Origin of the sequence: Schaedlerella arabinosiphila, assembly GCF_003885045.1 — a bacterium.
Lineage (GTDB): Bacteria > Bacillota > Clostridia > Lachnospirales > Lachnospiraceae > Schaedlerella > Schaedlerella arabinosiphila.
Genome location: NZ_RHJS01000002.1, coordinates 1,339,523 through 1,364,443, shown reverse-complemented (window position 1 = coordinate 1,364,443; position 24,921 = coordinate 1,339,523). Strand labels below are relative to the sequence as shown.

General features: G+C 54.7%; 31 protein-coding genes and 3 pseudogenes. 4 read left to right on the top strand and 30 right to left on the bottom strand.

What is annotated here, in order from left to right:
- Position 1 precedes the first annotated feature (1 nt).
- Complete coding sequence (locus EBB54_RS06820) at positions 2-2,932, bottom strand: phage tail tape measure protein (RefSeq protein WP_125126869.1); 2,931 nt, start codon at positions 2,930-2,932, stop codon at positions 2-4.
- A gap of 270 nt (positions 2,933-3,202) precedes the next feature.
- Between EBB54_RS06820 and tnpA the strand changes: the two genes are divergently transcribed.
- The 3 genes from tnpA (at position 3,203) to tnpC (ending at position 5,674) form a co-directional block, all read left to right on the top strand.
- Positions 3,203-3,541, top strand: a complete 339-nt coding sequence (gene tnpA, locus EBB54_RS06815; protein WP_125126868.1) for an IS66 family insertion sequence element accessory protein TnpA — start codon at positions 3,203-3,205, stop codon at positions 3,539-3,541.
- Entirely contained in the window at positions 3,535-3,912 is a 378-nt protein-coding gene (gene tnpB, locus EBB54_RS06810) for an IS66 family insertion sequence element accessory protein TnpB (protein WP_125126867.1), read from the top strand. Before tnpA ends, tnpB begins: the two co-directional genes overlap by 7 nt.
- Positions 3,913-4,048: 136 nt before the next feature.
- Complete coding sequence (gene tnpC, locus EBB54_RS06805; RefSeq protein WP_243127573.1) at positions 4,049-5,674, top strand: IS66 family transposase; 1,626 nt, start codon at positions 4,049-4,051, stop codon at positions 5,672-5,674.
- Between the two features lie 15 nt (positions 5,675-5,689).
- On the opposite strand, the gene EBB54_RS06800 is transcribed toward tnpC, so the two are convergent.
- From EBB54_RS06800 to EBB54_RS06700, 24 genes and pseudogenes are all read right to left on the bottom strand, one after another.
- Positions 5,690-6,640, bottom strand: a complete 951-nt coding sequence (locus EBB54_RS06800) for an RES family NAD+ phosphorylase (RefSeq protein ID WP_162307105.1) — start codon at positions 6,638-6,640, stop codon at positions 5,690-5,692.
- A 97-nt stretch (positions 6,641-6,737) separates the two neighbouring features.
- Positions 6,738-6,902, bottom strand: a complete 165-nt coding sequence (locus EBB54_RS30520; RefSeq protein ID WP_170178087.1) for a hypothetical protein — start codon at positions 6,900-6,902, stop codon at positions 6,738-6,740.
- Positions 6,899-7,276 (bottom strand): hypothetical protein, encoded by a 378-nt coding sequence (locus tag EBB54_RS06795; protein ID WP_125126865.1) that lies wholly within the window; start codon positions 7,274-7,276, stop codon positions 6,899-6,901. Before EBB54_RS06795 ends, EBB54_RS30520 begins: the two co-directional genes overlap by 4 nt.
- Positions 7,277-7,291: 15 nt before the next feature.
- Complete coding sequence (locus EBB54_RS06790; protein WP_125126864.1) at positions 7,292-7,894, bottom strand: major tail protein; 603 nt, start codon at positions 7,892-7,894, stop codon at positions 7,292-7,294.
- A gap of 3 nt (positions 7,895-7,897) precedes the next feature.
- Positions 7,898-8,215: a hypothetical protein gene (locus tag EBB54_RS06785; protein WP_125126863.1), complete on the bottom strand. Its 318-nt coding sequence runs from the start codon at positions 8,213-8,215 to the stop codon at positions 7,898-7,900.
- Positions 8,212-8,598 carry an HK97 gp10 family phage protein gene (locus tag EBB54_RS06780; protein ID WP_125126862.1) on the bottom strand — a complete coding sequence of 129 codons (387 nt, stop codon included), beginning with the start codon at positions 8,596-8,598 and terminating at the stop codon, positions 8,212-8,214. The genes EBB54_RS06785 and EBB54_RS06780 overlap by 4 nt, the downstream gene beginning before the upstream one ends.
- A gap of 4 nt (positions 8,599-8,602) precedes the next feature.
- Positions 8,603-8,986, bottom strand: coding sequence for a phage head closure protein (locus tag EBB54_RS06775; RefSeq protein WP_125126861.1), 384 nt, complete (start codon positions 8,984-8,986; stop codon positions 8,603-8,605).
- Complete coding sequence (locus EBB54_RS06770) at positions 8,986-9,264, bottom strand: head-tail connector protein (protein ID WP_125126860.1); 279 nt, start codon at positions 9,262-9,264, stop codon at positions 8,986-8,988. Before EBB54_RS06770 ends, EBB54_RS06775 begins: the two co-directional genes overlap by 1 nt.
- A gap of 85 nt (positions 9,265-9,349) precedes the next feature.
- Positions 9,350-10,561 (bottom strand): phage major capsid protein, encoded by a 1,212-nt coding sequence (locus tag EBB54_RS06765; protein ID WP_125126859.1) that lies wholly within the window; start codon positions 10,559-10,561, stop codon positions 9,350-9,352.
- A 32-nt stretch (positions 10,562-10,593) separates the two neighbouring features.
- Positions 10,594-11,301: a head maturation protease, ClpP-related gene (locus tag EBB54_RS06760; protein ID WP_125126858.1), complete on the bottom strand. Its 708-nt coding sequence runs from the start codon at positions 11,299-11,301 to the stop codon at positions 10,594-10,596.
- Positions 11,302-11,449: 148 nt separating this feature from the next.
- Positions 11,450-12,754, bottom strand: coding sequence for a phage portal protein (locus EBB54_RS06755; protein WP_125126857.1), 1,305 nt, complete (start codon positions 12,752-12,754; stop codon positions 11,450-11,452).
- A 98-nt stretch (positions 12,755-12,852) separates the two neighbouring features.
- A complete protein-coding gene (locus EBB54_RS06750; RefSeq protein WP_125126856.1) occupies positions 12,853-13,221 on the bottom strand; it encodes a DUF4180 domain-containing protein in 369 nt (122 codons plus the stop codon).
- Between the two features lie 98 nt (positions 13,222-13,319).
- Entirely contained in the window at positions 13,320-13,673 is a 354-nt protein-coding gene (locus tag EBB54_RS06745; protein WP_125126855.1) for a DUF2200 domain-containing protein, read from the bottom strand.
- A 53-nt stretch (positions 13,674-13,726) separates the two neighbouring features.
- Positions 13,727-14,107: a DUF5655 domain-containing protein gene (locus EBB54_RS06740; RefSeq protein ID WP_125126854.1), complete on the bottom strand. Its 381-nt coding sequence runs from the start codon at positions 14,105-14,107 to the stop codon at positions 13,727-13,729.
- Between the two features lie 29 nt (positions 14,108-14,136).
- Positions 14,137-14,547: an iron chaperone gene (locus EBB54_RS06735; RefSeq protein WP_125126853.1), complete on the bottom strand. Its 411-nt coding sequence runs from the start codon at positions 14,545-14,547 to the stop codon at positions 14,137-14,139.
- 17 nt (positions 14,548-14,564) lie between these two features.
- Positions 14,565-14,852, bottom strand: coding sequence for a DUF1905 domain-containing protein (locus EBB54_RS06730; protein ID WP_125130640.1), 288 nt, complete (start codon positions 14,850-14,852; stop codon positions 14,565-14,567).
- Between the two features lie 53 nt (positions 14,853-14,905).
- Positions 14,906-16,453 (bottom strand): terminase large subunit, encoded by a 1,548-nt coding sequence (locus tag EBB54_RS06725; protein WP_125126852.1) that lies wholly within the window; start codon positions 16,451-16,453, stop codon positions 14,906-14,908.
- Positions 16,453-16,932, bottom strand: coding sequence for a phage terminase small subunit P27 family (locus EBB54_RS06720; protein ID WP_125126851.1), 480 nt, complete (start codon positions 16,930-16,932; stop codon positions 16,453-16,455). The genes EBB54_RS06725 and EBB54_RS06720 overlap by 1 nt, the downstream gene beginning before the upstream one ends.
- Positions 16,933-17,208: 276 nt before the next feature.
- A pseudogene (gene dcm, locus EBB54_RS32185) lies at positions 17,209-18,393 on the bottom strand (DNA (cytosine-5-)-methyltransferase); the annotation flags it as partial.
- Positions 18,394-18,396: 3 nt separating this feature from the next.
- Positions 18,397-19,419, bottom strand: a pseudogene (locus EBB54_RS32180) (LAGLIDADG family homing endonuclease); the annotation flags it as partial.
- Positions 19,420-19,425: 6 nt separating this feature from the next.
- A pseudogene (locus EBB54_RS32175) lies at positions 19,426-19,653 on the bottom strand (DNA cytosine methyltransferase); the annotation flags it as partial.
- Between the two features lie 2 nt (positions 19,654-19,655).
- Entirely contained in the window at positions 19,656-20,240 is a 585-nt protein-coding gene (locus EBB54_RS06710) for an MT-A70 family methyltransferase (protein ID WP_125126850.1), read from the bottom strand.
- Positions 20,218-21,024: a phosphoadenosine phosphosulfate reductase domain-containing protein gene (locus tag EBB54_RS06705; RefSeq protein ID WP_125126849.1), complete on the bottom strand. Its 807-nt coding sequence runs from the start codon at positions 21,022-21,024 to the stop codon at positions 20,218-20,220. The genes EBB54_RS06710 and EBB54_RS06705 overlap by 23 nt, the downstream gene beginning before the upstream one ends.
- Positions 21,017-21,217: a hypothetical protein gene (locus EBB54_RS06700; RefSeq protein ID WP_125126848.1), complete on the bottom strand. Its 201-nt coding sequence runs from the start codon at positions 21,215-21,217 to the stop codon at positions 21,017-21,019. Before EBB54_RS06700 ends, EBB54_RS06705 begins: the two co-directional genes overlap by 8 nt.
- 384 nt (positions 21,218-21,601) lie before the next feature.
- Here EBB54_RS06700 and EBB54_RS06695 point away from each other — a divergent pair, with 384 nt between their 5' ends.
- The gene (locus tag EBB54_RS06695; RefSeq protein WP_125126847.1) at positions 21,602-21,832 is read left to right on the top strand and encodes a SymE family type I addiction module toxin; all 231 of its coding nucleotides are present in this window, start codon (positions 21,602-21,604) and stop codon (positions 21,830-21,832) included.
- Between the two features lie 52 nt (positions 21,833-21,884).
- Here EBB54_RS06695 and EBB54_RS06690 read toward each other — a convergent pair whose 3' ends face one another.
- The 5 genes from EBB54_RS06690 to EBB54_RS06670 all read right to left on the bottom strand — a co-directional run bounded on the left by EBB54_RS06690 (position 21,885) and on the right by EBB54_RS06670 (position 24,758).
- Positions 21,885-22,238: an HNH endonuclease gene (locus EBB54_RS06690; RefSeq protein ID WP_125126846.1), complete on the bottom strand. Its 354-nt coding sequence runs from the start codon at positions 22,236-22,238 to the stop codon at positions 21,885-21,887.
- A gap of 2 nt (positions 22,239-22,240) precedes the next feature.
- Positions 22,241-22,441 carry a hypothetical protein gene (locus tag EBB54_RS06685; protein WP_125126845.1) on the bottom strand — a complete coding sequence of 67 codons (201 nt, stop codon included), beginning with the start codon at positions 22,439-22,441 and terminating at the stop codon, positions 22,241-22,243.
- 224 nt (positions 22,442-22,665) lie between these two features.
- The gene (locus tag EBB54_RS06680) at positions 22,666-23,151 is read right to left on the bottom strand and encodes an RNA polymerase sigma factor (RefSeq protein ID WP_125126844.1); all 486 of its coding nucleotides are present in this window, start codon (positions 23,149-23,151) and stop codon (positions 22,666-22,668) included.
- The gene (locus EBB54_RS06675) at positions 23,129-24,496 is read right to left on the bottom strand and encodes a DEAD/DEAH box helicase (protein WP_125126843.1); all 1,368 of its coding nucleotides are present in this window, start codon (positions 24,494-24,496) and stop codon (positions 23,129-23,131) included. Before EBB54_RS06675 ends, EBB54_RS06680 begins: the two co-directional genes overlap by 23 nt.
- Entirely contained in the window at positions 24,477-24,758 is a 282-nt protein-coding gene (locus EBB54_RS06670) for a VRR-NUC domain-containing protein (RefSeq protein WP_125126842.1), read from the bottom strand. The genes EBB54_RS06675 and EBB54_RS06670 overlap by 20 nt, the downstream gene beginning before the upstream one ends.
- Between the last annotated feature and the right edge of the window lie 163 nt (positions 24,759-24,921).

The window sequence follows — 24,921 nt, the reverse complement described above, 5'->3', positions numbered from 1 at the left end:
CCTATCTCCCTCCTGACCTCAGATTCTGCCTCGCCTGTGCGTCCACCACCACTTCGTCCAGCAGCGTGCCGCCCACATACACCGGAATACAGATCGTCCCCATCCCGTCTCCGCCCTGTATCCCCGCAAACATCTCCTGCAGGCCGGAAACCATCTGCCGCACAGTTTCCACGGAAGCCCCCTGCGCCTGGACCGCCTGCATATCCGCCAGCTTCGGGCTGACCACCATATCCCCGGCCACGCCCTCCACAGCCTTCCTCACCAGCCCCCGGCTCTTCTCGATCCCTCTCGCCAGACCGCCCATAAAATCCGGCATCCAGCTCTCATAATCCGTCAGAGGCCCCACGTCCGGCACAGAGAAATGCAGATAAGACCGGATGGCATCCGCCACATCAGAAACTGCGCCCACCACGTTCCCGATGGCCCTGCGGACACCCTCCGCAATCCCGTTGATAAAATCCATCCCCCACTGCAAAGCCCTCCCCGGCAGCGACGTGATAAAACTGATGGCAGACTGGAACCCGTCCTGCACCACGCTCCCCAGAGAAGACAGGGCCGAACCAATCCCCGACACCATCGCCCGGAAAGCCTCCACCGCCGACTGCTTCAAATCCGACGCCGTGGACACCACCAGATTTTTCAGTCCGTTCCAGGCCGAAGCCGCCGCAGAGGACACCGCAGACCACAGGTTCCCCATGAAATCCCGCAGCCCCGACAGCAGGATAGAAACATGGTTCACCAGCCCCTGCACCAGAGAACCAACCATCTGCTGAATGCCAGACCAGATCGTGGAAGCCGCCTGCTGAATGTTCGTCCAGATATGCAGCGCGTCCTCTTTCAGCTTCGTAAAATTCCCCGTCACCAAGTCAATCAGCAACAGAACCGGCCCCAGAATCACATTCTTAATCAATTCCCAGGCACCCGAAGCCGCCGTCTGAATCCCCTGCCAGATGCCCTGCAAAGCAGTGGAAAGATTCTCCCAAAGAGACCGTATCATATCCACAATCCCGGACAGCACCGGATTCTCCATCATGCCCGTCCAGACATTGTTAAAAAAGTCACCCACCGACTGCCACAGCCCGGACCACCAGGCCGGAATCCCCTGAAAAAACGAAACCAGGGATTCCCACGCCGCCGGTATCGTCTCCGTAAAAAACGAACAGATGACCTCCCAGGCAGAGACAAAAAAGTCCCTCACCTGCGCCCAGACCGCATTCACCGCGTCCCGGAACCACTCACACTTATTATAAAGCAGCACAACAACCCCGATCACCGCGGCAATGGCAATGGGAACCCACCCGATAGCCGCCACAACCGCCGACAGCGCCGGAATCACCGTCCCCGACACAAACCCGGCCACGCCGGAAACCGCCCCCGCAATCTTCGGAATCACCGTCAGGATAGTCCCCACAGCACCTACCACTTTACCAATCACAATCAGCACCGGCCCCAGGGCCGCAGCTACCAGAGCCACCGTCACAATGACCTTCTTCGTCCCCTCGTCCAGCCCGTTCAACCAGTCCACAAGCCCCTGAATCCATCCCACGATCTGCCGGATGGACGGCATCAGAATCTCCCCGATAGAGATCGCCAGTTCCTCCAACTGGCTCTTCAAAATCGTAAGCTGCCCCGCCAGATTGTCCTGCATGGTCTCGGCCATCCGCTCCGCCGTGCCGTCACAGTTGTTAATGGCGCTGTTCAGCTTCTCAATATCCCCCGGAGCCGCATTCATCACCGCAAGGAACCCGCTCATGGCGTTCTTCCCCACCAATGCCTCCGCATTGGCCGCCCGCTCCGACTCCGACATCTGCGCGAACGCCGCCCGGCAGTCCGTCAGGATATCCCCCAGGCCCCGCATACTCCCGTCCGCATTGGTAGTCTGCACCGTCAGCTCCCCGAACGCATCCCCAACGAAAGTCACTTCCCCCGTCAGGCTGGTCAGCATGGTCCTCATGGCCGTACCGGCCTGGGAAGACTTGATTCCCGCATTCGCCATCAGCCCGATGGCTTCCGCCGTATCCTCCGCCGTGAACCCCAAAGCCCCCGAAACCGGCGCACAATACTTGAACGTCTCCCCCATCATAGATACGTTCGTGTTCGCATTAGAGCTTGCCGCCGCAAGAATATCCGCAAAATGCCCGGAATCCGCCGCCGACAGCCCCAGAGCCGTCAAAGCGTCCGTCACAATATCCGAAGTAACAGCCAAATCCTCCCCGGAAGCCGCCGCAAGGTTCATGATCCCCTCAATGCCGTCCAGCATGTCCCCGGTCTTCCACCCGGCCATGGCCATGTAATTCATAGCCTCCGCCGCCTCGGAAGCGGAGAACTTGGTCTTGCTCCCCATCTCCCTGGCCTTGTCCCGCAGGGCATCCAGCTCCTTCCCCGCGGCCCCGGACACCGCCGCCACCTGGCTCATGGCAGAATCAAAATCAGATGCCACCTTCACCGCAGCCGCAGAAAGCCCGCCCACAGCCGCCGTGACCGGCATCAGCTTCTGCCCGGCCCCCTCAATGGCAGAGCCCACGCCCTGCAGCTTCTCCCCCGCAGCCCCGATCTTCTGCAGAGCCACCGATGACTGCTCCGCCTGCCGCTCCAGGTCCCGCAGGGCCTGCTCCGTCTCAATGATTTCCCTCTGCAGGGCATCATACTGGCTCCTGGAAATCTCCCCCTTCGCCAGCGCCTCATTGGCCTGCTGCCCCGCCAGCTTCAAAGCGTCCAGTTTCTCCTTCGTCTCACTGACCGCCTGGAACAAAAGCCTCTGCTTCTGCGCCATCAGCTCCGCATTGCCGGGGTCCAGCTTCAACAGCTTGTTCACGTCTTTTAGCTGTGCCTGCGTGTCCCGGATCTCCTTATTCACCTTTGAAAGCGCCGTGGAGAGCTTCGTAGTATCCCCACCGATTTCCACCGTGATCCCCTGAATCCTGGATGCCACGAACCCTCACCCGCCTTTCTCCAACGAAAAAAGGAGCCCTCACTGGCTCCCATAAAAATGCAACAAAAAAGCGCCTGCCATTTCTGACAAACGCCTATGTATCTATTCCTCTTATTATTTCTGCTCGAAAGGCATTACCTGTTGAAAATCTATTCCTAATTTTGTAACCGAATAGACTTTAGAATGTAAGCGATTCAAAACCTACCGTAGTGCATAATCTCTCTTTCCCTGCTATACTGCTTCTAAAAGAGCAGAAGGAGGAATCAGTCAGTGAATGTACATTACAGCCATGAGGAATGGAGGATGATCTTTAGCCAGCGGCTCCAAAGTGGTCTCTCCGTTCGTAAGTGGTGTGAGAAGAACAACTTCAAATATGATACCTATAAATACTGGGAGAAAAAGATCCGGAGGATGGACACCGAACCAGAATCCTTTCCTGTTGCAGAACAGCCTTTCATAGAGCTCCCGCTCTTCCACCAGGAATTGCCAACGATACCGGAATCCCTTTCCCTAGAGGTCCGATACCACGAATTTCATGTGGGCATCCACAAAAACGCAGATATGGGACAGGTTTCAGGAGTACTGCGGCTCCTGCAGTCCCTATGCTGAGCATGATCACCCAGGGGGCGGAACATATCTTCCTCGCCTGTGGTGCGACGGATTTTCGAAAACAGATTGAGGGGCTCGCAGCCCTCGTTACTTTGAAATACCATTTGGATCCCTATTCCCCGGTCTGTGTATTTTTGTTCTGCAATAAAAAACGAGATTGTCTGAAAGCACTCCGTTTTGAAGGTGGAAACGGATTCCCCCTGGCAACAAAGAAGCTCCTGCCGGACATGCGTTTCCAATGGCCCAGGACACCTGACGATATCAAAGACATCACTGCGCAGCAGGTACGCTGGCTCCTGGAGGGGCTGTCTATTGAACAGAAATATGCGCATAAGCCGGTAAAGATACAGCCGGAGGATACCTGCTTCTGAGCAGAAAAAATGACGGATAACCCACGGATTATCCTTAAAAAATCAGCATTTTTCAGGTCAAAAAAAAAGCCTGGAATGCTGATTTTTTCATAAAAAGATGTTAAAATGAAGGAAATGCGGGGAGGGAGGAAGAGCCATGCAGACAGCAGCACAACAGGAAGAAGTAACCAGACTGCGGGAACAGGTGGAATCTCTGAAAAAGATGCTGGGAGAACGGGATGCACAGATCGAAAGACAACGTATCCAGATCGAGAACCTGACCCAGGCAGTTTTGCATGCGCGTAAAAAGATGTATGGCCCATCCAGTGAGGCCACCCAGGTTACAGGACAGCTGAACCTGTTTCCGGAGCAGGAGCAGCTCCTGCAGGAACTGGCAAAACAACAGAAAGAGATCACAGTACCGGAGCATACACGGAAAGTACGTCAGGCAGGTGTGCGCTCAGAAATGCTCTCTTCTCTTGAAACAGAGATCGAACGCTGCGTAGTAAGTGAAGAAGAAACCTGCCCTGTATGCGGTGCACAACTGACAAAAGTAGGAGAAAAAGTAGTACGGACCGAAGTGGTATATGAACCAGCGAAGCTGAAAGTAAAACAGTATGTGCAGGAGATAAAAAAATGTACAAAATGCGGCAGCCAAGACAGTGAGAAGCTGTCCCCCACATTCGTAGCGGCCAGAGTCCCCAAAGGTTTGCTCCCACATTCGATCGCAAGTCCATCCCTGGTTGCAGGGATCCTATACCAGAAATATGATATGGGAATCCCCCTGGCAAGGCAGGAGAGGGACTGGTACCGCATTGGGCTTAGTATCTACCGTTCCACCATGTCGCATTGGGTGATCCGATGCAGTCAGGAATGGCTGGAGCCGATCTTCCTGAGGATGCACCAGGCCATCATGGAGACCTGCTCCGTATTGATGGGTGACGAAACCCGGATCCAATGCAACAAGGAACCGGGAAAGAAGGCCAGCAGCGAATCCTTCATGTGGGTGGTGCGGACCGGAAGCTTTGAAGAGATCCGCGCAGTGCTCTTCCACTATGCAAGGACCCGTTCCGGAGCAGAAGCAAAACGGCTGTATACCGGATTTGCTGGATATCTGGTAACAGATGCCTGCGACAGCTACGAAAAAGTAGAAGGAGTCAGCCGGGCTCTGTGCTGGTCGCATCTGCGTCGCTACTATATAGAGAGCATCCCGCTGGACTCTGCGGGAAAGGAGCTAAAGGGGAGCAAAGGAGCGGAGGCGCGAGAATGGTGCGACCAGCTTTTTAAAATCGAAAAAAAGATTCAGGGCCTAGAACCGCAGGAGCGGCTGGAGAAACGCAAAGAACTGAGCCAGCCGGTACTTGAGGCTTTTTGGTCATGGGTAGAAGAAACGAGCGAAAAATATACTGCCAACGAATCTTTGAAAAAGGCGCTGCAATACAGCCGGAACCAGAAAAAATATCTGAATACCTTCATGGAGGATGGAAGGCTTCCGATTTCGAATAATGAGTGCGAAGCCTGTATACGTCCCTTTGCAACCGGCCGTAAATCCTGGCTGTTTGCGGACACACCGGAAGGGGCGAGAGCCAGTGGGATTGTCTATTCACTGGTAGAATCATCGAAATTGAATCAATTGGATGTATTCCGATATCTGTCTTATCTGTTGGAAAAGATGCCGGAAATTGATTACCAGTATCAAAATGATCCAAGTATTTTGGATCCATATCTGCCATGGTCCAGGGAACTCCCGGAATACTGTAGAATTCAGAAAAAGATGAAATGATCTGTTATGGAAGTATTACCATAGCAGATCATTTTTTACAATACGGTTTCTTTTGCATCGCTTACCTTTAGAATTGGTTATCTTATAATTTTTACTTTTAGTTAAAGGATCTGCCTCTGTATCAAACAGCACTATATTTTTCCCTTCCGGATTTAGCGAACTATAAAACCTTATTCCATCAAACCCCATTTCCTTAATATATTCGCATACATATTGAGTCGCATAATAATTACTTTCATCCCCGAAATTGGGCATTGAAAACGCAGACGAAATTATACCCAAGTCAAAACTTTTGCCCATTTCACTTTCACTTGGGTCAGTATAACAAAAGTCAAACAATCTTAGATCCTTTGTTATCTTAACAGTTGCCACGCTAACTTCCTGTGTCACATTCGGCCTCACCTCTAAAATTGCTGTCTTCACATCCTCGGCAATATATAGATAGCTGATATTTCTAGGATTTGCCCGTCCTCCTGATGTCTTTTCTTTTGGCGGTGCATCTGACTGTTCCGCTCCATAACCCCAAAACCTCTTTTTCTTCCGAAAAATTCTCTCAAGCTCATCACATAACGGCTGATTGTCTATGTCCAAACAAGACATTGCGCCAAAAAGAAATGTTACGTCTGACATATCCCTTAAATCAAACTGGGCATCCTTATCTTTTACATTTGGATAATACTTTGTTATTGCATCTGTAATTTGTTTCAGTTCTTTTTGATAATACTCATAAGGATAAGAAAATAATCTTGCTCTATAAAACGTCTCTCCTTTTTTTATCTCATGTACTGCATATTTTTGTATCCTCTGTAATTCACCCAATAATTCACCTTTGGGAAAAAAACGATTATTATATTTAATCTCTTTCTCGAAATCTCTCCATATTTTAGTTGTTTTCTGTAAGAACATCCAAATAATCAACATCCAGTCTTTAGCTTCTTTCACAACTTCTGTACTTTGATCATCCATGAAACCAGCCATCCTTCCTTGTTAATAGTATCGCAAAAAAGAAATCTCTATTTCATGCCTAATTATAGCAGGAAGCAGAGATTTCTTCAATCAGATTTCAGAACCGGTCCATATCCTCCTGCGTCCCCAGCTCACAGTACCGATACCCGTCATTCACCTGCTCCGTATACATATCGTTCACCAGCCCAATAGACAAAAGCTCCGTATCCGCCATAGACAACCCCAGCTGCACGCACCTAAGCAGGAACAGCGGCGTAGTCATCTCCCGCTCTGTAGGGCGAAGTTTTTTTTAGCCTCCGCATCCGTCTGCACATTCAGCCCCCACAGCCTGATCAGCTCCGGCAGCACCTGGTAAATAGAAAACGTATTGAACCCGTCCAGCCATTCCTCCACATCGTCCGGGATCGCCGGGTCTGCATGCTTTGCCATGGTATAGGCAATATTCTCAAACATCTCCAGAGAAAATAAATCCAGATTGGAATGTTCCTCATCCCCCTCCCCAATGCTCTTCTCCAGAATCCGCAGGTCCTTATAAATGTCCCTCTGGAACTTCAACCGGTAAATCCTCGGGATTGCCGCCGATGCCTTAAACAGCACCTCTTTCCCGTCAATCCCCACCTTCTTCACAATGCTCATACCCTTTCAGCCTCCTTACCCCTGACCTTCCGTATCATCTCCACTGCCGCCCGTCTCCGCCTTCGGGACCGGCAGATACACGCTCTTATACCACCCCTCATACGTCTCAGCCGAAGTCCTGTTCCCCGTCTTCGCCTTCACATACCCGCTTGCCAGCGGCCTCGCCTTCACCGTCAGCGTCTCCGTCTGCACCTCCCGGCTTTCCTCATTGGTCTTCCCCTCGATCTTCGGCCTGCTGGCAGAACAGTTATAAAGCACATGCCGGATCTTCCGGACATCCCCGTCAAACTCAAACAGCAGGGCAAAAGCCCCGGTCTCCGAATTGGCATTCTCCACCAGCACCTCATTCCCGTCCGCTTCCTCCTTCAGCACGTCCGTCCGGAAACTCTCCGGGATCAGCGCCAGCTCCAGGTCCCCGTCATAACCCATATTGTTGGCAATGATATAATACTCAATGCCGTCCGCATAAAAAGACTCCGGCTCCCCGTTGGGGTCCAGCGCCAGCGAAACCGCGCCCGGCATCGCCACCGGCGTATCAAACGCCATCTCCCCGTCTTCCGCCGCCCTCTGCAGCGCATAATGGCAGTTGCAGATATTGAACTTCACCTTGTTATTCATCGTCTATACCTCCGTCTCATACAGAACCTCATACAGCTTCTCCGACTCGATCCACACCTCGCTCTTCCCGTAGAAAATCCCGTGCCTCAACAGCACCGCCTCCACCGCCTCTTCCAGCTCCGGGTCCTTCAAGTCCGTATACAGCTCAATGTCCAGCTCATTCTTCTTAAAATACGCAATCCCGTCCGCCGAAAAATTATCGGCCCTGGGATACAGAAACACCGCAAACGGCGGCTCCGGCGCCTCCCCTTCCACGAAATGGTCATAGGCAAAAGGAAGCCCCATTTCCTCCATCATTTCCAGCACGCCCTCATGGCTCATTTAGACAGCCCCCTTTTTATCCCCTCTTCCAGCTCCCGGATACCCTTTTCCTCCGCCGGGGCAATATGCGGAACAGCTCTCACCCTGCCGCCGCCCCGCTTCGCATGGCCCTTCTCCAAAAGATGGGTAAGCTGATACCGGTTCCTGCTGTGTACCACCACCTCCAGCGTATTGGAAGTCTCCCTCTGCCGCTTCACCGCCCAGCTCTTCTTATACTTCCCGGTTCTCACCGGAGCGCCCGCCTGCGTCTCCTTCTTCACCGTGTTCCCGGCCTTCTTCACACAGCCCTTCATCACGTCCGCGGCAAGCTCCGCATACTCCATAAGCCCGTCCATAATGGCATCCGCCATCCGGTCCACAGACACCCTCCGATTGTCAGCCATCCCGTCACCTCTTCGCCAGAGAAGCCCGCAGCTTCAACGTCCTATTCTGATACCGCACGTTATCAATAAAAGAAATATTATAAACCTGCCCCCTGAACAGAATCCGGTAATGCTCCGTGTCCATATCAGCCACTTCCGAACAGTACCGGATAATGAAATACATATCCTTCTGTGCGTTCATCTGCGCCGCCTCCCAGTATTCCTTCCCGGAAAGACTGTTCGCAAAAGCAGAGCAGGAAAAATGATCCTCCCAGACCAGCACATGGTTCCCTGCCTTATCGTTCCCCAGGGAGCTCTTCTGGATCGTGATCCGCTCCTTCCACTCCCCCAAAGGATACCTCTGCCGGAAACTCCCGCCTGCCCCGCTGTCCCTCCATTCCTCCGCCATCAGAACACTTCCCTCCTGATACCGAACAGCAGGGAGCGTAAAGTCTGCACCAGTTCCTCATGATCCGCCTGCTCCCTGTGCTCATACAGATAGGCCGTGACATACAAGACGGCAATCCGCGCCATGGGAAGATGCCCTTCCAGCTCCCCCGCTTCCATACGCGCCATATCCGCGCACATGCTCTCCCCGGTCTCCAGCAGCCCGGAGATAAATCCGTCCTCGTCCGCGCTGTCCACCCGGAGATACTGCTTCGCCTCTTCCAGCGTCACAACCGCCATCCTGCATCCCTCCCGCCTTTCATACTTTATTTCATGCCGGGGATTTCACACCCACGGCATCACTCATTCACCATACGCCGGAACCTTACGCCCCGGAGCTGCTCCCCTTGATCGCCATAGTCTTCACAGCCTCCGACAGAATCAGCTTCCCGTCCACCCTCTGGCTTGCCAGGAACCCCACCTGCCCGTTTGCCGCAAACAGCTCATTCAGCCTCTTAAAAGACCTCCCCTGCCGGTCCGCGATCCAGTAATAAGAGAAATCCCCGAAGGCCATCACCTTCGCCCCCGCCGCAACCTCCGGCACATAGGCGGAAGTATGGTACGGACGGTTCAGGATCATGTCCGGCTGCCCCACCTGCACGGACGGCTGCCAGATATAATTGCCGTTATTGTCTTTCAGCTTCCGCAAAGCCTTCACCGTGGTATCATTCAGCACCCAGACCGCCTTCTTCCGGTACGGCGACTTCACCGCATAGAACAGATCCATCACATCGTCAAACGTGATATTCGCCGCTGCCGTGGTCACTCCGTCAGAAGCCCCGCCCGCAGCATTAAAAATACCCGTAGGCTTGCCCTTCCCGTCCCCGGTAAAGAACGCCTCTTCCTCCTTCGCCCCGATCCTGCGCCCGAACTCCTTAGAGATATACGCCTCCAGGTCAAACACGCTGTCATTCAGAAGCTCATCCGACACTTTCAGCATCGTCGCCACCTTGTACGCCCCGATGGAAACCTGCCCGAAAGAATCATCCGACTCCGGATAAGCCCCTTCCTCGTCAATCCAGGAAGCCGTCCCCTTCGTGGCAACCACCGGAATCTTCCGGTCCCCGCTGGAAGTCTGGATCACCGTGGCGATACTCCGGAAAAAGTTCTCTTCCTCCAGAGCCTCCACCAGCGTATGCTCAAACTCGTCCGGCACCAGATACCCGCCCTCGGAATCCGTCCCCACCTGCAGGGCATTCTCCACGTCATAAAAATTCTTCCTCCGCATGGCGTTCCAGAACGTCTTTTTATACTTATCCGTCGCCCTGCCCTTCTTCTCTTCGCCGTCCGGATTGTTGTTCGGCTTATTCGTGATCGGCTCGGAGACAGGCTTATTCAGCTCCGCATCAATCGCCGCCTGCCGTTCCAGCCGCTCAATCTCCTTCCCCAAGTCCACAACCTCCTGCTCCATCTTCTCATAGGCAGCCGTATCCTCCGCCGACAGCAGGCCGTCCCCGCCCCGCTTGCTGTCCAGGAAAGACTTTGCCGCCTCCCATGCCTTCGCACGCTTCTCCCTCAACTCCAAAATCTTCTTCATCTCCATACCTCCGTCAATATATTTTTAAAACCTCAATGCCGCAGAAGTCCCAGCCGCTTCTCCAACTGCTCCACCGGAACCCTCTTTTCCGGCTCCTTCGGCACCAGCTTGGACAGCAGGGAATTAGTCACCGCCATGCGCGAAAACATCACGCCCTCCGGCTCCGCACCTCTCACCGCCTCTTCCGTACCTTCCCCTTCATGCAGAACCCCGTCCGCAAACCCAAGCTCCACCGCCTTCTTCGCATTGAACCAGCTCTCCGCATCCATCAGGTGGGAAATCCTCGCCCGGCTCATGCCCGTCTTGATCTCATAGGCGTTCATGATGCTCTCCTTCACCTCGTCCAGCATCTCCCCTGCCCTCTGCATCTCCTTACTGTCCCCGATAGCGATAGTCATAGGATTGTGGATCATCATCATACCCACCGGGGACATCAGAACCTCCGTCCCAGCCATGGCGATCACAGACGCTGCCGAAGCCGCCAGAGCGTCCACCTTCACCGTCACATCCCCTTTGTACTCCATCAGTATGTTGTAAATCTGCGCCGCCGCAAACACGTCCCCGCCCGGAGAATTGATCCAGACCGTGATATCCCCCGTCCCTGCATCCAGCTCCTTCCGGAACAGCGCCGGCGTCACCTCGTCCCCGTACCATGTCTCATCCGAAATCTCCCCATTCAATACCAAAGTCCTCTCCCCGTCCGTCCCATTCCGTATCCAGTTCCAAAACTTTCGCTTCATCCCTGCACCTCACTTTCCGCTTCTTCCAACACTTCCCGCCGATTCTCATAAACCGGCGAACAAAAAAGCCAGCAGATACATTCACCTGCCAGCTCTCAAAACACCTTTATCCAGCTATTATTCTTTTATGCTTTCATGTTCCCACGCCTCACTGCCCCTGTCCGGGATAGCCCTGCCGGGGCATCCTCCCGTCCGGCGGCTCCTGCTCCTGCAGGTTCTTCCCCGCAAACAGCCCCGCATCTTCCAGCTTGCACAGATTCCCGTTCACCAGGTACAAGTCCCCGCCTTCCTCCGCCGGGATCGGGTTCATGTCCTCCATCTCCCTGATATCATTCGCAGACAGCCACCCATTCTGCCGCCCCACAGAATACCCGTTCATACGGCTCTGGTAATCCCCCCGCAGAAGCCCGTCCACGTTCAGCTTCACGAAATACTCCCGCTTCTCCTGCGGCAGCAGGAGCGCTTTCTGTAAAGACTGCTCCCACCGGATCACCCATGGGTCCAGCGTATACTTCACAAACTCCAGAGACTGCTGCTCAATATTGGAAAAACTGCTCTTATCCAAATCCCCCACCATATGCGGCGGAATCCGGTACAGCCTGGCAATCTCGTCCACCTGGAACTTCCTGGTCTCCAGAAACTGCGCTTCCTCCGGCGGAATCCCGATCTGCTGGTACTTCATGCCCTCTTCCAGAACGGCAACCTTCCCCGCATTCTTAGAACCCCCGTAGACAGCGTGCCAGCTCTCCCGCACCTTCGCCGGGTCCTTCAACACCCCCGGATGCTCCAATACACCGCCCGGCGTGGCCCCGTTCTCAAAGAACCCCGCCCCGTATTCCTCACAGGCCAGCGTCATCCCCACCGCATTCTTCGCCATGGCAATAGGAGAATACCCCACCAGCCCGTCAAACCCAAGCCCGGGGATATGCAGCACATCCTCCGGCGCAAGATACACCCTGCCGTACTCCCCAAAATTCGGGTTCTCGTCACTGCACCGGTTATAGACATAATAAAGCTCCCCCTTACCGTCCCGAACAACCTCCACCTTGTCCGGCAGCAGCGGGTACAGCCCCAGCACCCGGCCCCCGCCGTCCCGTATGATCTGCGCATAAGCATTCCCCCAGATCAAAAGATGGCTCATAAGCGTCTCCCGGAACACAAAAGAAGTCATCTCCGGGTTCGGCTCGTCATGCAGGAGATAATACAAAGGATGGTCATACACCCGCTCCTTCCCCCTCCCCGCATACCGGTACAAATGCACCGGCAGGGAAGCAACCGCCTCCGACAGAATCCGCACACAGGAATAGACCGCCGTGGTCTGCATGGCCGTCCGCTCATTCACGACCTTCCCGCTGCTGCTCCGCCCAAACAAAAAAGAATAAGCCGTACTCCCGTAACTGTCCCTCGGCTTATCCCTCGCTCCCCTGATACCCAAAATCGACGCCAGCTTCATACACACCTCCTAAAAATACGCAAAAGAAAAGCACCTCCGAAGAGATGCCTTCCCCCACAGAATCAATCCACGGAAAAACCGGAATCTGTACATGCCTGTTATTGTGTCCCTGTCAATCTCTGCACTGCCTCTTCCTTCGTTGACACAAAGAAAAAGTCCTTCCCATGGTTCGACTCATAGATGAAATCTTTCAGCGGCTTACTTGTATAATGCGAATAATCCCCGTAAACAGCCACCTTCACATGATAATTCATAAACTTCTGGAGAATCTCGCCCGCCATGCCTGTACTAAGGACGAAAAAATCCTCGCACACCGCATCTTTATCAATGACAATCCTCTCCGCGCCTGTCTCATACTTCACAGTCATCGCCAGGTCCAGAGCCGACTGCGTATCAACGATCACCATCTCGTCACCGGAAACGACTGCAATATCAATCCCGTTATCCTTCAAATGCTCAATATCCATAATGTCCTCCTTAACTCAAACCTGCAGTACAAATTCCGGTTGAGGATAGATTCTACAGGACAACGCATAAATTGTCAAGCACCGTTTTCCTCCAGATCCTATTGTTTACGCAGTATTTTATCCATGGCCTTCCCTCTGGCAAGCTCGTCGATCAGTTTGTCCAGATAACGTATCTCCCGCATCAGAGGCTCTTCAATGTCCTCCACCCTGACACCGCAGACCACCCCCTTAATCAGCCTCCTGTTTTCATTCAGCTCCGGAGCATTCCGGAAGAAATCCCCATAAGGCACCGGCCGCTCCAGCATCCCTTCCAGCTCCGTCTGGCCGTACCCCGTAAGCCACCGGATGATCTCATCCACTTCTTCCCTTGTCCGTCCTTTTCTCTCCGCCTTATCAACAAGGAGACGGTACACCTTTGAAAGATCCATCTGATATACTTTTTCATTTCCCATAAGACACCCCCTCTGATCCGTATCCCTGACACCTCTTCTGCCGCCCGGCAGGTTCAGCGTTTGCCGTCCGAAAAGACAGCCGCTTCCTTCACCCACCCCATCAGCTCATCATCTATCTCCCCTGCCCCGGAGACCAGGACGTGATGCGTGAAACGTCCGGGGTACGGCTCCACCGCCGCATCTATGCGCAGGGACCGGACACGGTATCCAAGCCCAAAGGTCACGACAATATAAACCTCCGGCCTCTCCTTCGCCTTCCGCACCGGCAAAAAAGAAACAAAAGCAAAATTATGCCTGTTGGAAAAAGCAATCTGCGTTTTCTGCACTTTGACCTTCACGCCGCCCACCTCCGAAAAAACTCTTTCTTCAAAAGCCTCATACAGCGGCAGCGCCTCCGGCTTCCCGTCAAAAAAATACAACACATTCTGATCCATTCTCTGCCCCTTTCCAATACCTTCCGGCCTTACGGATGGTTCCCCGTCTCATGACACCACCTGGCAATATCGGAGATCAGTTCCGCCGGAACCGGCCTGCTGTATGGAAGCTGTATAGTCCCCTTGCTGGTCCTGTACTCTTTCAGACGTTCGGCAAACTCCCGGACAGCTTCCGGCCCCGGATACAGGCCCACATGGTTTTTAAAACCGGCAAAATGGATAATATTATGCCCCTTCCAATAAGTCGGCATACTCCATGAGATCCGTTCCTCCGCCTCCGGCAGCGCCGCACGCAGCACATCCTTTACTTCTTTCAGATACTGCCGTATCCCCTCCGGCTGCATGGCAATGTATCCCTCAACCGTTTCCGGCGCTTTCCCGCAGTAATGGTCCTGTTCCCGCTTCTTAAAAGTGCGCCCGCACTTCGGACATGTCCACATCTTCCATTCCTCCTGCCTCATTCCCGTTCCCTGACCGTCACCAGAACCCTGTCCCCCGGCTGTTTCCCTATCCGGAAACGGATATCTTTACGAACGCCTATGACATAACATATGTTCCCGTCAGCGTCCCGCACTCCCATATTCACAATGCTGCCGTCATACGGCTCCCCGTCAAACGCAGCGTGGACCTTCACCCGTCCCCGCCCAAACTCTTTCCTGATATCGTAAGGGAAAATGACATAAGCGCCGCCCGACTCTCCAGCCTCATAGATCAGGGATTCATACTCATACACTCTGCTGTTCAATGCCAACACCTCACCCAAACCGTTTCACCCAGTATACCAGAAAACCGTCCGCATTAAAAGGACAAAATCCCCCTCTCATCATACACGCTCCCCGTGCTTCCTCCATGCCTGATTGCCCGGTCAAGCGCCATGATCGCCGCCACCGCGCCGTCAATCTTCTCCGTGGACTTCTCCTTATCCGGCTTGATATTCCCCGCCGGGTCCGTCCGCACAAAAATATTGTCCATCATCCACCGCAGCACCGGATGCCCGCCGTGGGCAACATTCCTCTCCAGAACCAGCTCCATCAGCCTCTTGGACGGCGGCGACATATCCTTGAACCCCTGTCCGAACGGAACCACCGTAAACCCAAGCCCTTCCAGGTTCTGAACCATCTGCACCGCTCCCCACCGGTCAAAGGCAATCTCCTTTATGTGAAATTTCTTCCCCAAAGCCTCTATAAAACTCTCAATAAACCCATAATGAATCACATCCCCTTCCGTAGTCTCCAGAAACCCCTGCTTCTCCCACACGTCATAAGGCACATGGTCACGCCTCACCCTGCGCACCATGTTTTCCTCCGGTATCCAGAAATACGGCAGGAACACATACTTCTCCGTATCGTCCCTGGGCGGAAACACCAGCACAAAAGCCGTGATATCAATAGAGCTGGACAGGTCAAGCCCGCCGTAACACTCCCGCCCCAGAAGCTCCCCCTCGTCCACCGGGAAAGCACAGGCATCCCACTTCTCCATCTGCATCCACCGTGTAGACTGCTTCACCCACTGGTTCAGCCGGAGCTGCCGGAAGATATTTTCCTCCGCCGGATTGTCCCTGGCACTCATACACGCATTCCGCACCTTGCCAATATCAATCGTATGCCCCAGGGACGGGTTCGCCTGGTACCACACTTCCTCCGAAGTCCAGTCCGCATCATCCGGAGCCCCGTAGATCACCGGATAAAATGTCGGGTCCGCCTTCCTTCCGCACAGAATATCCTCCGCCTTCTGATGCTGCTCAAAACACACCGAATGCCGGTCCGTCCCCGCCGTAGTGATCAGGAAGAACAAAGGCTGTGTCCTGGCATCCCCGGAGCCCTTCGTCATAACATCGAACAGCTCCCGGTTCGGCTGGCTGTGCAGCTCGTCAAAGATAACCGCATGGACATTCAGCCCGTGCTTCGTATAAGCCTCCGCAGACAGCACCTGATAAAAACTGTTCGTCGGCTTATACACCAGCCGCTTCACCGACATCACCGGCTTGATCCGCTTCTTTAACGCCGGGCACTGCTCCACCATGTCCACCGCCACGTCAAACACAATAGAAGCCTGCTGCCGGTCAGAAGCACAGCCGTAAACCTCCGCGCCCCACTCATTGTCCCCGCAGGTCATGTAAAGCGCCACTCCTGCCGCCAGCTCCGACTTCCCGTTCTTTTTCGGAATCTCCACATAGGCCGTATTATACTGCCTAAAGCCGTCCTCATTCACCGTCCCGAACACGTCCCTGATAATCGTCTCCTGCCACGGCAGCAGGTCAAACGCCTGCCCCCGCCATCTCCCCTTCGTATGTTTCAGGCAGCGGATAAACTCCACCGCCCTCTGCGCCTTCGCCTCGTCAAACACTATCCGCCGCCTCCCTTGAACAACAGGAGCTCCATGGCATCGCTCTCCTTATCCTCCCCGGCATCCGCCACAATCCGGCTCCGGGAAGAAGGCGTAAGCCCGAACTGCTCACAGAACCGGTTCATGATCTTAAGGTAGGTCTGCGCAATGGACACCTGCGGGACCTGCTGGCAGTACCCGGAAGGCGTCTCCATGATCGCCCCATGCTCTGAAATATATTCCTCCGCTTCCTTCCATCTGGCATACGCCTGGCAGTATCCCGCAAAAGCCGCCATGTCAATCTCCGTCAGAATCCCAAGCCGCTCCATCTGCTTCGCCATCCGCTTCCATTCCTTCTTCGCCTCCGCTTCCAGCCATGCCGGACACCTGGGAGCCTTCTTTTCCGGCTTCGGCTCCCCGGCATTCATCCCCCGCTTCCCAGGGTTCCCCTCCAGCATCTTTACCGCCGTAGGCTTCGGCTTCCGCCCTCTCTGCGCCACCGCACTCACCTCCCTCCGTACTGGCTCACGCACTTTTCAATTCAGAAAATCAAAATCCTCATCAGGCCCTGTCCCGGAATCCCCGGACAGACTGCCTGCCGTATCCCCAAAATCCTCCCATGCCGTGTCCTGCACAGTATTATCAATGTTTTCCCATATCTCTTCTTCCGCAGCATCAGCAAAATCTTCCCACGCTGTCCTCTGCACGGAATCCCCGAACTCTTCCCACACAGCCTCCATCTGCGCCAGAAGCTCCCGGCTCTCCGGCAGTGCCATGGCGACCGCATAAGCCACCGTCGCCGTGACCGCATTCCCGGCCTGCTTGTAAAGCTGTGTCTCCGAATTGACAGCCGCCGCCCGCTCATACAGCTCATCCGGGAACCCCTGCAGGCGGAAGCACTCACGGGGAGTCAGCCTCCGTATCTTTCCGCATTTTGTCACCGTCCCCATCATGCACCCCGTATCCAGTGTCTGCGAACAGCCCTTTCCAACCCGGCCCCGCCGGGATTCACTCTTCGGATACGACAGGCACACGCCGTCCCCCGGATAAGCCAGGTCATACCCCTGCTTCGTGCCGTTCCTCACCGGCAGCGCCGTCTCCGCATCCCCGGACGCATCTTCCGGCAGGTACACCCCGTGCTGGTCCTGTGCCGTCAGCGTGAACATCGGCTCCCCGGCTTCCTTCATCCGCCTCCCGTTCTGCCGCTTCTCCACCCGGCCCGGCGTCAGCACCGCCCTGGCTTCCGGCACACCGGCATCCCCATCTCCCGGCTCTGTTCCTTCCGTTTCCAATATCCCGGAATTGACCGCCCGCCAGTTGATCAGCCTTCCGGTATAACACGCCACCAGACACCGCGCAACCTCCGTGACCTTCGGATGGTTCAGCGTCTGGTCCACAAACACCTTGCTCCCCTGCCCCTTATTCACAGTGACAGCCGGCGCAAGCCCCCTGGCATCATAGACACAACCGTTCATCCCCTTACCGCTGGGATTCACATTCCCCACGCAGTACAGCCCGGTCTTCGCGCCCATGCCCCCGCCGTTCGCCCCGATACTCACCGAAACCCCGGACGGATCATACACCCGGTATCCCTGCATCCCGCCTATAACCTCTTTAAGAGCTCCGCCGTCTTCTCCGGAGACAGGTAATATTTCCCGTCCACCTCTGCTTCTAAGAACTGCGATAAGGAATACCCTCTCCCGGTTCTGCGGGACTCCGAAGTCTTTAGAATTAAGCACCTGCCACCGCACGTCATACCCTGCCTCGTCCATTTCAGAGAGAACGGCGGCAAAATCGAATCCTGCATTGACTGATAACAGGTTCTTAACGTTCTCAACAAGTAAGTATGTGGGCTTATCGCCTTCCTCTTTGCCTTTGATGAGGTCAATAATGCTGTAATAGATTCCACTTCTTTTTCCTCTAAGCCCCCTCTGCTTTCCTGCGATGGAGATATCCTGGCAGTTGTGGGCTGCCAGCCCTCCTGCTGTGTATGAATTGTCATCTTCCACCTCCATGTTGTAGACATATCCATCAAACGGGACCTTCCTGCTGCCCCTGAAACGGCACCAGACATATCCGTCCATGAAAAAAGAGCCGTCCCTTTCAGACCGCCCTTCCTTGAACCTCACCGTATAAAAATCATGCTGCCGTACCTTCCTGCCCTCGATCACGCAGGTCTCCGGCATCTTATTTCTGTAAACCGCACAGGGCATACGGTACGCCTTATGCACACAGTCCCGGATTCCATAAGCAAGCTCCCTGGAAATCGTGGATGCCTGATGGTATTTCCCAACCATGCACCCGTCCGTCTCAAAATACCCTTCCAGAAACGCCCGCAGCAGATCCTCCGGCAGATTGAAAACCGCATCTGTCAGCCGCTTTCCTCCCGCGCCTTTCCCAAACTGCATCAAAAATACCGTCAGCTCTTTATTCGTAAAATGCACCTTATAAACCGTCCGTTCCTTCGCCACGCTGTAACGGAACATTCCGTCCACATGCCTTTTCAGCCGTTCCAGCTTTTCCTCATTACAGGCAACCACCACCCGGTAATTATCAGACGCATTCTTCCTCCTGGTGACACGATACCAGCCGTCTCCCATATAACAACCCACGAACCACCAGAAATCCCGGCTCCCAAGGTCAAGGCCGTCCAGCCTGCACTCCTTCCCGCGCCGTTCATAAGTAATGCCGTCCCACTCCGGTAGCTCCGCTTTCCGATTCACCGGAACCGCAATCAGATCACCTGCCTCCAGTTCCTGTACCGCTTTCCATTTGGCAGAATCCCCGTCTTTTACCAGAAACGGATGCTCCCCGGTCACTCTTAGATTCTCCACGCCGAAAACGTCCAGCTCATAAATCTCCCCGGCCTTATGCTTCATGGGCCTCACCACCGGGCGGAACCTGTTCTTATGTGTCAGCACCTGGTTCCCGGCCTGGATATGCTCAATACACTTATATCCCTGGTCCGTCATCACCAGCGTCCCGGCCTCAAAGCAGGGGAACCCAAAGCACCACGCATCCGCATAGGGGATCTCTTCCGGCGTCAGCTTCGTCACATCCTCCGCCTTCCATTCCCCCTCCGTGTCATACATGGCCTCATAGGAAGCCCTCGCAAACTTATCATACTCACAATACCCAACGCATTTATGCCCGGCCCATTCCAGCCCCAGCCGGAACCCGCCAATCCCCGAACAGATATCCAGAAATGTAAGCCTTCCCATGGTCACTCCGCCTCCCCGTTTTTCTTTCTTCCGTCTCCCTCCGACTCCAGGATAACGCTGCTCTCCACCTCGTTCCCCCATGCTTCCCAGCCGGGGACACGCTGCCTTGCGAACAGCTCCACTCTCGGAAGGTCTCCCATCAATTCCACGATCTTCTCCCTCGTCTCGTCCGGCTTCTTGCTGTGCGCTTCCAGCGGGGAGATGATAAACTGGTGGACACGGGCAGACCTGCGCCTCGGATGCCCTTTCACTCCCAGCAGGCAGATCTCCGCGTTCCCCCTGGTCCAGAACCCCAGCCCATAAAACCAGCCCAGAGACTTCCGGTTCTGTTTCAGCCACACAAAAGCCACCGTCTTGTACCGGAACCCCCAGCTTTCCATCACACGCAGGGCCTCCGGCAACTGCGGGAACGTAACCCATAAGAACAAAGTACAGTCTTCCGCGCAGATATCCGCCACGGGCAGCGCACAGATATCCTCCGTGCCCATCGTCCCGTAATGCTTCTCCGCTCCGCCCTGCACCCGTTTGTTGTCATACCGCCACGGGGGATCGGCATAGACGATATTATATTTCTGCTCTGTCTCCATCCCTGCCTAACCTCCCATACAGCTCCTTAAAAAATTCCTTCCCCCGGATACGCTTTCCCTCCCGTATCCGTTCTTCCTCAAACCGGAACCGGACCTCCAGCTCCTGCACAGAAAAATCCTTCCGGAAATTCCGCCAGGTTTCCGCCTCCCAATCCAGAAGCCGGCTCCACAGCTCCGGAAATTCCCGGCGCAGCGTCCGCAGTTCTTCCAGTCCCTGCAGAGGACAGCACCAGCAGGACACCCGGTCAAACAGCCGGTACAGCCCGCCCCAGTCATACCCCCGCTCATAGCAGTAATCCAGACAGTCCTTCTCCGTCATACCCCATTCCACCAGGGGATACCGGTACTCCCTCACCCTCTGCGGCTCATCCGCCGCTATGCCGATATACTGCACGATCTCATATCTCTTCCTAAGCCCCGACAGATATTTATTGATCACCGCCGTCTTCAACACGGAAGTACACCAGCGGTTCCTAGGCCCTGCCCAGCTCATGCCCGGCTTGCCCGCATAGGGAGAATCCGGGTCCTTCCGCTCCGGCGTATAACGGAGCAGGTAATACTCAAAGCCCTTTTCCTCTTTCAGACGCACCACCGGGACCAGCAGGGCCTTTTCCAGCCTTTCCACATGCTCATACATCTGGGGAAATTCCAGCCCCGTGTCACAGAACATCACAAAATCCAGAGGCCAGCCTTCCTCCACCAGCCGCAGAACCATGGCCGTGGAATCCTTCCCGCCGGACAGCGAAGCCGCATACAGCTTTTCCTTTCCGCAGTCCTCATGCATCCGACATGGCGGTATCCTCCGCCATCTCTCTCTGCAGGTTCAGCTTCACCGCTTCCCCATAGCCTTCCATCCCGTTCGCCTTACAGTAATTCCTCACAATGTCACGGGACAGCCCCACGGCAGAAGCAGCAGCTTTATAGCCCTTCCCCTGCATACGAAGCTCCCTGATCCGCTCCGCCTGTTCCTTCGTCATACCTTCACCCCCAAAACAAAAAGAGCCAAAAAACCACCTTTTTCCGATAGTTTTTCAGCCCCAAAATGCAGGATTTATAAAGATTCCCTGAATGACTTCATCCCCGGAAATCCTTATAAATCCTGCATTTATGTATGCCGGGATCATGCGCCGCCTATCCCCCCTGTCAATTTCTGCGAAAATTCACGTTTGAGGGGGCGGCGGTATCCAGGGATACGGCTTCTGGAGATTTCCACCGCCCCTCCCCTCCGGCTATATGCAGAACCCACAGCTCACAGGAAAAATCTTTGTGGAGATCACCGGCCGGATTTTGCTGGAGATCCGCACGTTTCCCCGGTAAAATAATAGTCAGTACCACACCAAATCTAAAGGAGGCACACATCTATGAAATCAAAGCTGATCAAAGTAATCACTTCCTCACGCCTTACCTATCCCAAGAACCCTTTCTATGAAGACACCAAGTATATCCGGACACCAAAAATCCAGATAGAGGGAAACTGGCTGGAATCCCTCGGCTTCCACATCGGGGACCGCCTGCAGGTGGACTATGAAGAAGGCTCCATACATATCCACCCCGCGCCGCCGGAATCAGAATGTCCCGCCGAACCTGCATGATAAGAAAGACTGTACCGCAAAAGCCCTGAAAACTCCCAGGGCTTTTCTGCCGTCAGTACCTGTATTCCTGATATCTGTCCTCGGTCATGGTCTTGCTGTCATGGCAGCTCTTACAGAGCGCCTGCCAGTTTCCCTCATCCCAAAACAGCTTCTCATCTCCTCTGTGCGGCACGATATGGTCAACCACTTCCGCTCTTACGAACCGTCCCTGCTCCCTGCACTTCTCACACAACGGATGCCGTTTCAGAAAAAGTTTCCTTGCCTTCCGCCACCTGCTGTCATACCCGCGCCCGGAAGCGTCCGCACGATCCGCCCTATGCAGTATCGCATGTTCCCCACAGAAATCACCGTCCGTCAGCCCCGGGCATCCCGGATGCTTACACGGCTTTTTCGGCCTTCTCGGCATGATCACCACCGCCTCACTCCGCCGTAATATTTATCCGCTATGGCGTCCTGCTGATGCTCCGGCAGGCTCCTGAGCCTCTCCCTTGCTTTCTCCAGGGACAGCTCCTGTTCCTCCTTCGTCTTATGAAAACCGCAGGGCTTCCCCTGGCACTGCCTTCCGATCACGCCGCAGTGCCCATTCCCGCATAACGCAAAACAGTCCATCAAACTCTCCCTTCCATCCTCTCAATCTCAAAAAGGGCAGCGGTGAAAGGATGAAGCCCGCCGCCCCGCAAAGACAAAAGAAAAAGCCCCATGGACATATCCACAGAGCTCCTTACAGTTCTTCGCATTCTAAGAATACCACAGCTTCCAATAAACTTTCAATAAACCATTACTGTACCTTTACTAAACCATTACCCAACCATTACTAAACCAGGCCCCGGCGGTCAGTCCAGAAGATACCGCCCTGCCGTCTTCTCCCGTATCCGGTACAGCTCCTTCATCTCCGCCAGCGCTTTCTTCCGGTACTTTGCTATCATCGTTTCGCTCACATTATACTTTTCCGCCATCTCCCGCCACGTCATATCCTCCATCACCATATCCCGCACCACCTCCGGCAGCCTCCCGCTCAACTGCCCCACGGCATACTCAAAAAATTCCAGCTCTTCCTTCACCGCCTGATACCTCCCAAGCAGGTAATCAAACCAGTCATCGTCCAGACGCTCCTTCACCTGCCGGTACTTCACCGCCGCATTCCCGGTCTTATCTGAAATCCCGCCGCCCTGCACCCGCTCCCCCTGGGGCTGCCCCAGGCACATGCTCTCTATCACATCCTCATACGGAACACCCTCAAACCGGGACAGCTCAAACTCCAGAAGCCCCATGTCCTTCTTCCAGTTCCGGTATTCCTTAAACAGTTTCTCTGTCTCCATCCTTTCCGCCTCCAATCCTCGCCCTCACCGCTTCCACAAGCGCCGCCTGCCCGCAGTCCTTCTTCTCCAGGGCCGCCATCACCCTCTCGTCCAGCGTCCCCTTTGCAATCAGATGGTGGACCACCACCATATCCTTCTGCCCCTGCCTCCACAACCTTGCGTTCATCTGCTGGTACAGTTCCAAAGACCAGGTAAGCCCGAACCATACCAGTGTGGAGCCTCCCGCCTGCAAGTTCAGCCCGTGCCCGGCAGACGCCGGATGGATCACTGCCACCGGCATCTCCCCGGCATTCCACCTCCGCATATCCTCCGCCGTATCCAGCTCCACAGCCCCTACCCTCTCCCTTATCCGCTCCAGGTCATGCCTGTACCAGTAAGCCACCAGCACCGGCTTCCCGTTCGCCGCCTCTATCAAATCCTCCAGAGCTTCCAGCTTCCGGTCATGGATACGCCTCACCCTGCCGTTCTCGTCATAGACCGCGCCGTTCGCCATCTGCAGCAGTTTGTTGGAGAGCCCGGCGGCGTTCACTGCGTCAATGTCGCCGTCCGCAAAAGGCAGCAGCATATCTTTCTCCAGCTTCCCATACAGCTCCATCTCCTTCCCGCTCATGGCAACCTCCACCCGGTTATACACACACTCCGGCATATCCAGATAGTCACACGCCCTCATGCTGATACAGATATCAGAGATCAATCCATAGATCGCTTCCTCCGCCCCGTCCCTGGGCTTATAGGAGAACACCATCTGCCCGCTCCGCTTATCCGGAAGGAAGAACCGCTCCCTGTATCCGCCGATGAACCGCCCAAGCCTCTGCCCCATGTCCAGCAGCCCGATCTCCGCCCATAAATCGATCAGCCCGTTCGGCGCCGGCGTCCCGGTCAGCCCCACTATCCGCCTCACTTTCGGCCGCACCCTCTTTAGCGCCTTAAACCGCTTCGCCCTGTGGGACTTGAAAGAAGACAGCTCATCGATCACCACCATATCAAAATCCCATTTATAATTTTCCACCAGCCACTCCACATTTTCCCGGTTGATGACATATACCTGCGCCTCCCGCCCCAAAGCCGCCAGCCGCTCCTTCTCCGGACCCAGCACCTTTGACAGCCCGATCCCGGACAGATGCTCCCACTTCTCCAGCTCGCCGCCCCAGGTATCCCTCGCCACCCGCAAGGGCGCAACCACAAGCACCTTCCGGATATCAAAATAATCAAATAAAAGCTCCCACACCGCCGTCAGCGTGATCACCGTCTTCCCAAGCCCGCAGTCCAAAAACAGCGCGCTCACCCTCTCCCTGATGATAAACTCCTTCGCATACTCCTGGTACTCATGGGGAACATATCTCATCCAGCACACCTCCAATCTGCTCCGGGCTGTCTATCACATAAACCGGAAAACCCAGGCCCTCCAACTGCCGCTTCCTCTTCTCCTGCAAGGGCCTTGGCTTCTTCCCAGGGGCCTTCAGCTCCACAAAAGCAATCTTCCTCCCCGGCAGTAAGACAATCCGGTCCGGCACCCCATCCAAGCCGGGAGAAACGAACTTCACCGCCATGCCTCCCATCTTTTTCACTGATACGGCCAGCCGCCGTTCAATCTCATTCTCCCTCATCCAGACACCTCCGTCCCGTCACGGAACAAAGCCCGGAACATGGATACAAAAAATCCCTTATACCTTATACGTGTATATAACACGTACATATATGCTTCTTTTTCTTATTACCCATACCCCACTAAGAGATTCTTGTTCCTTTGTTCCAGACTGCCCCGCAACC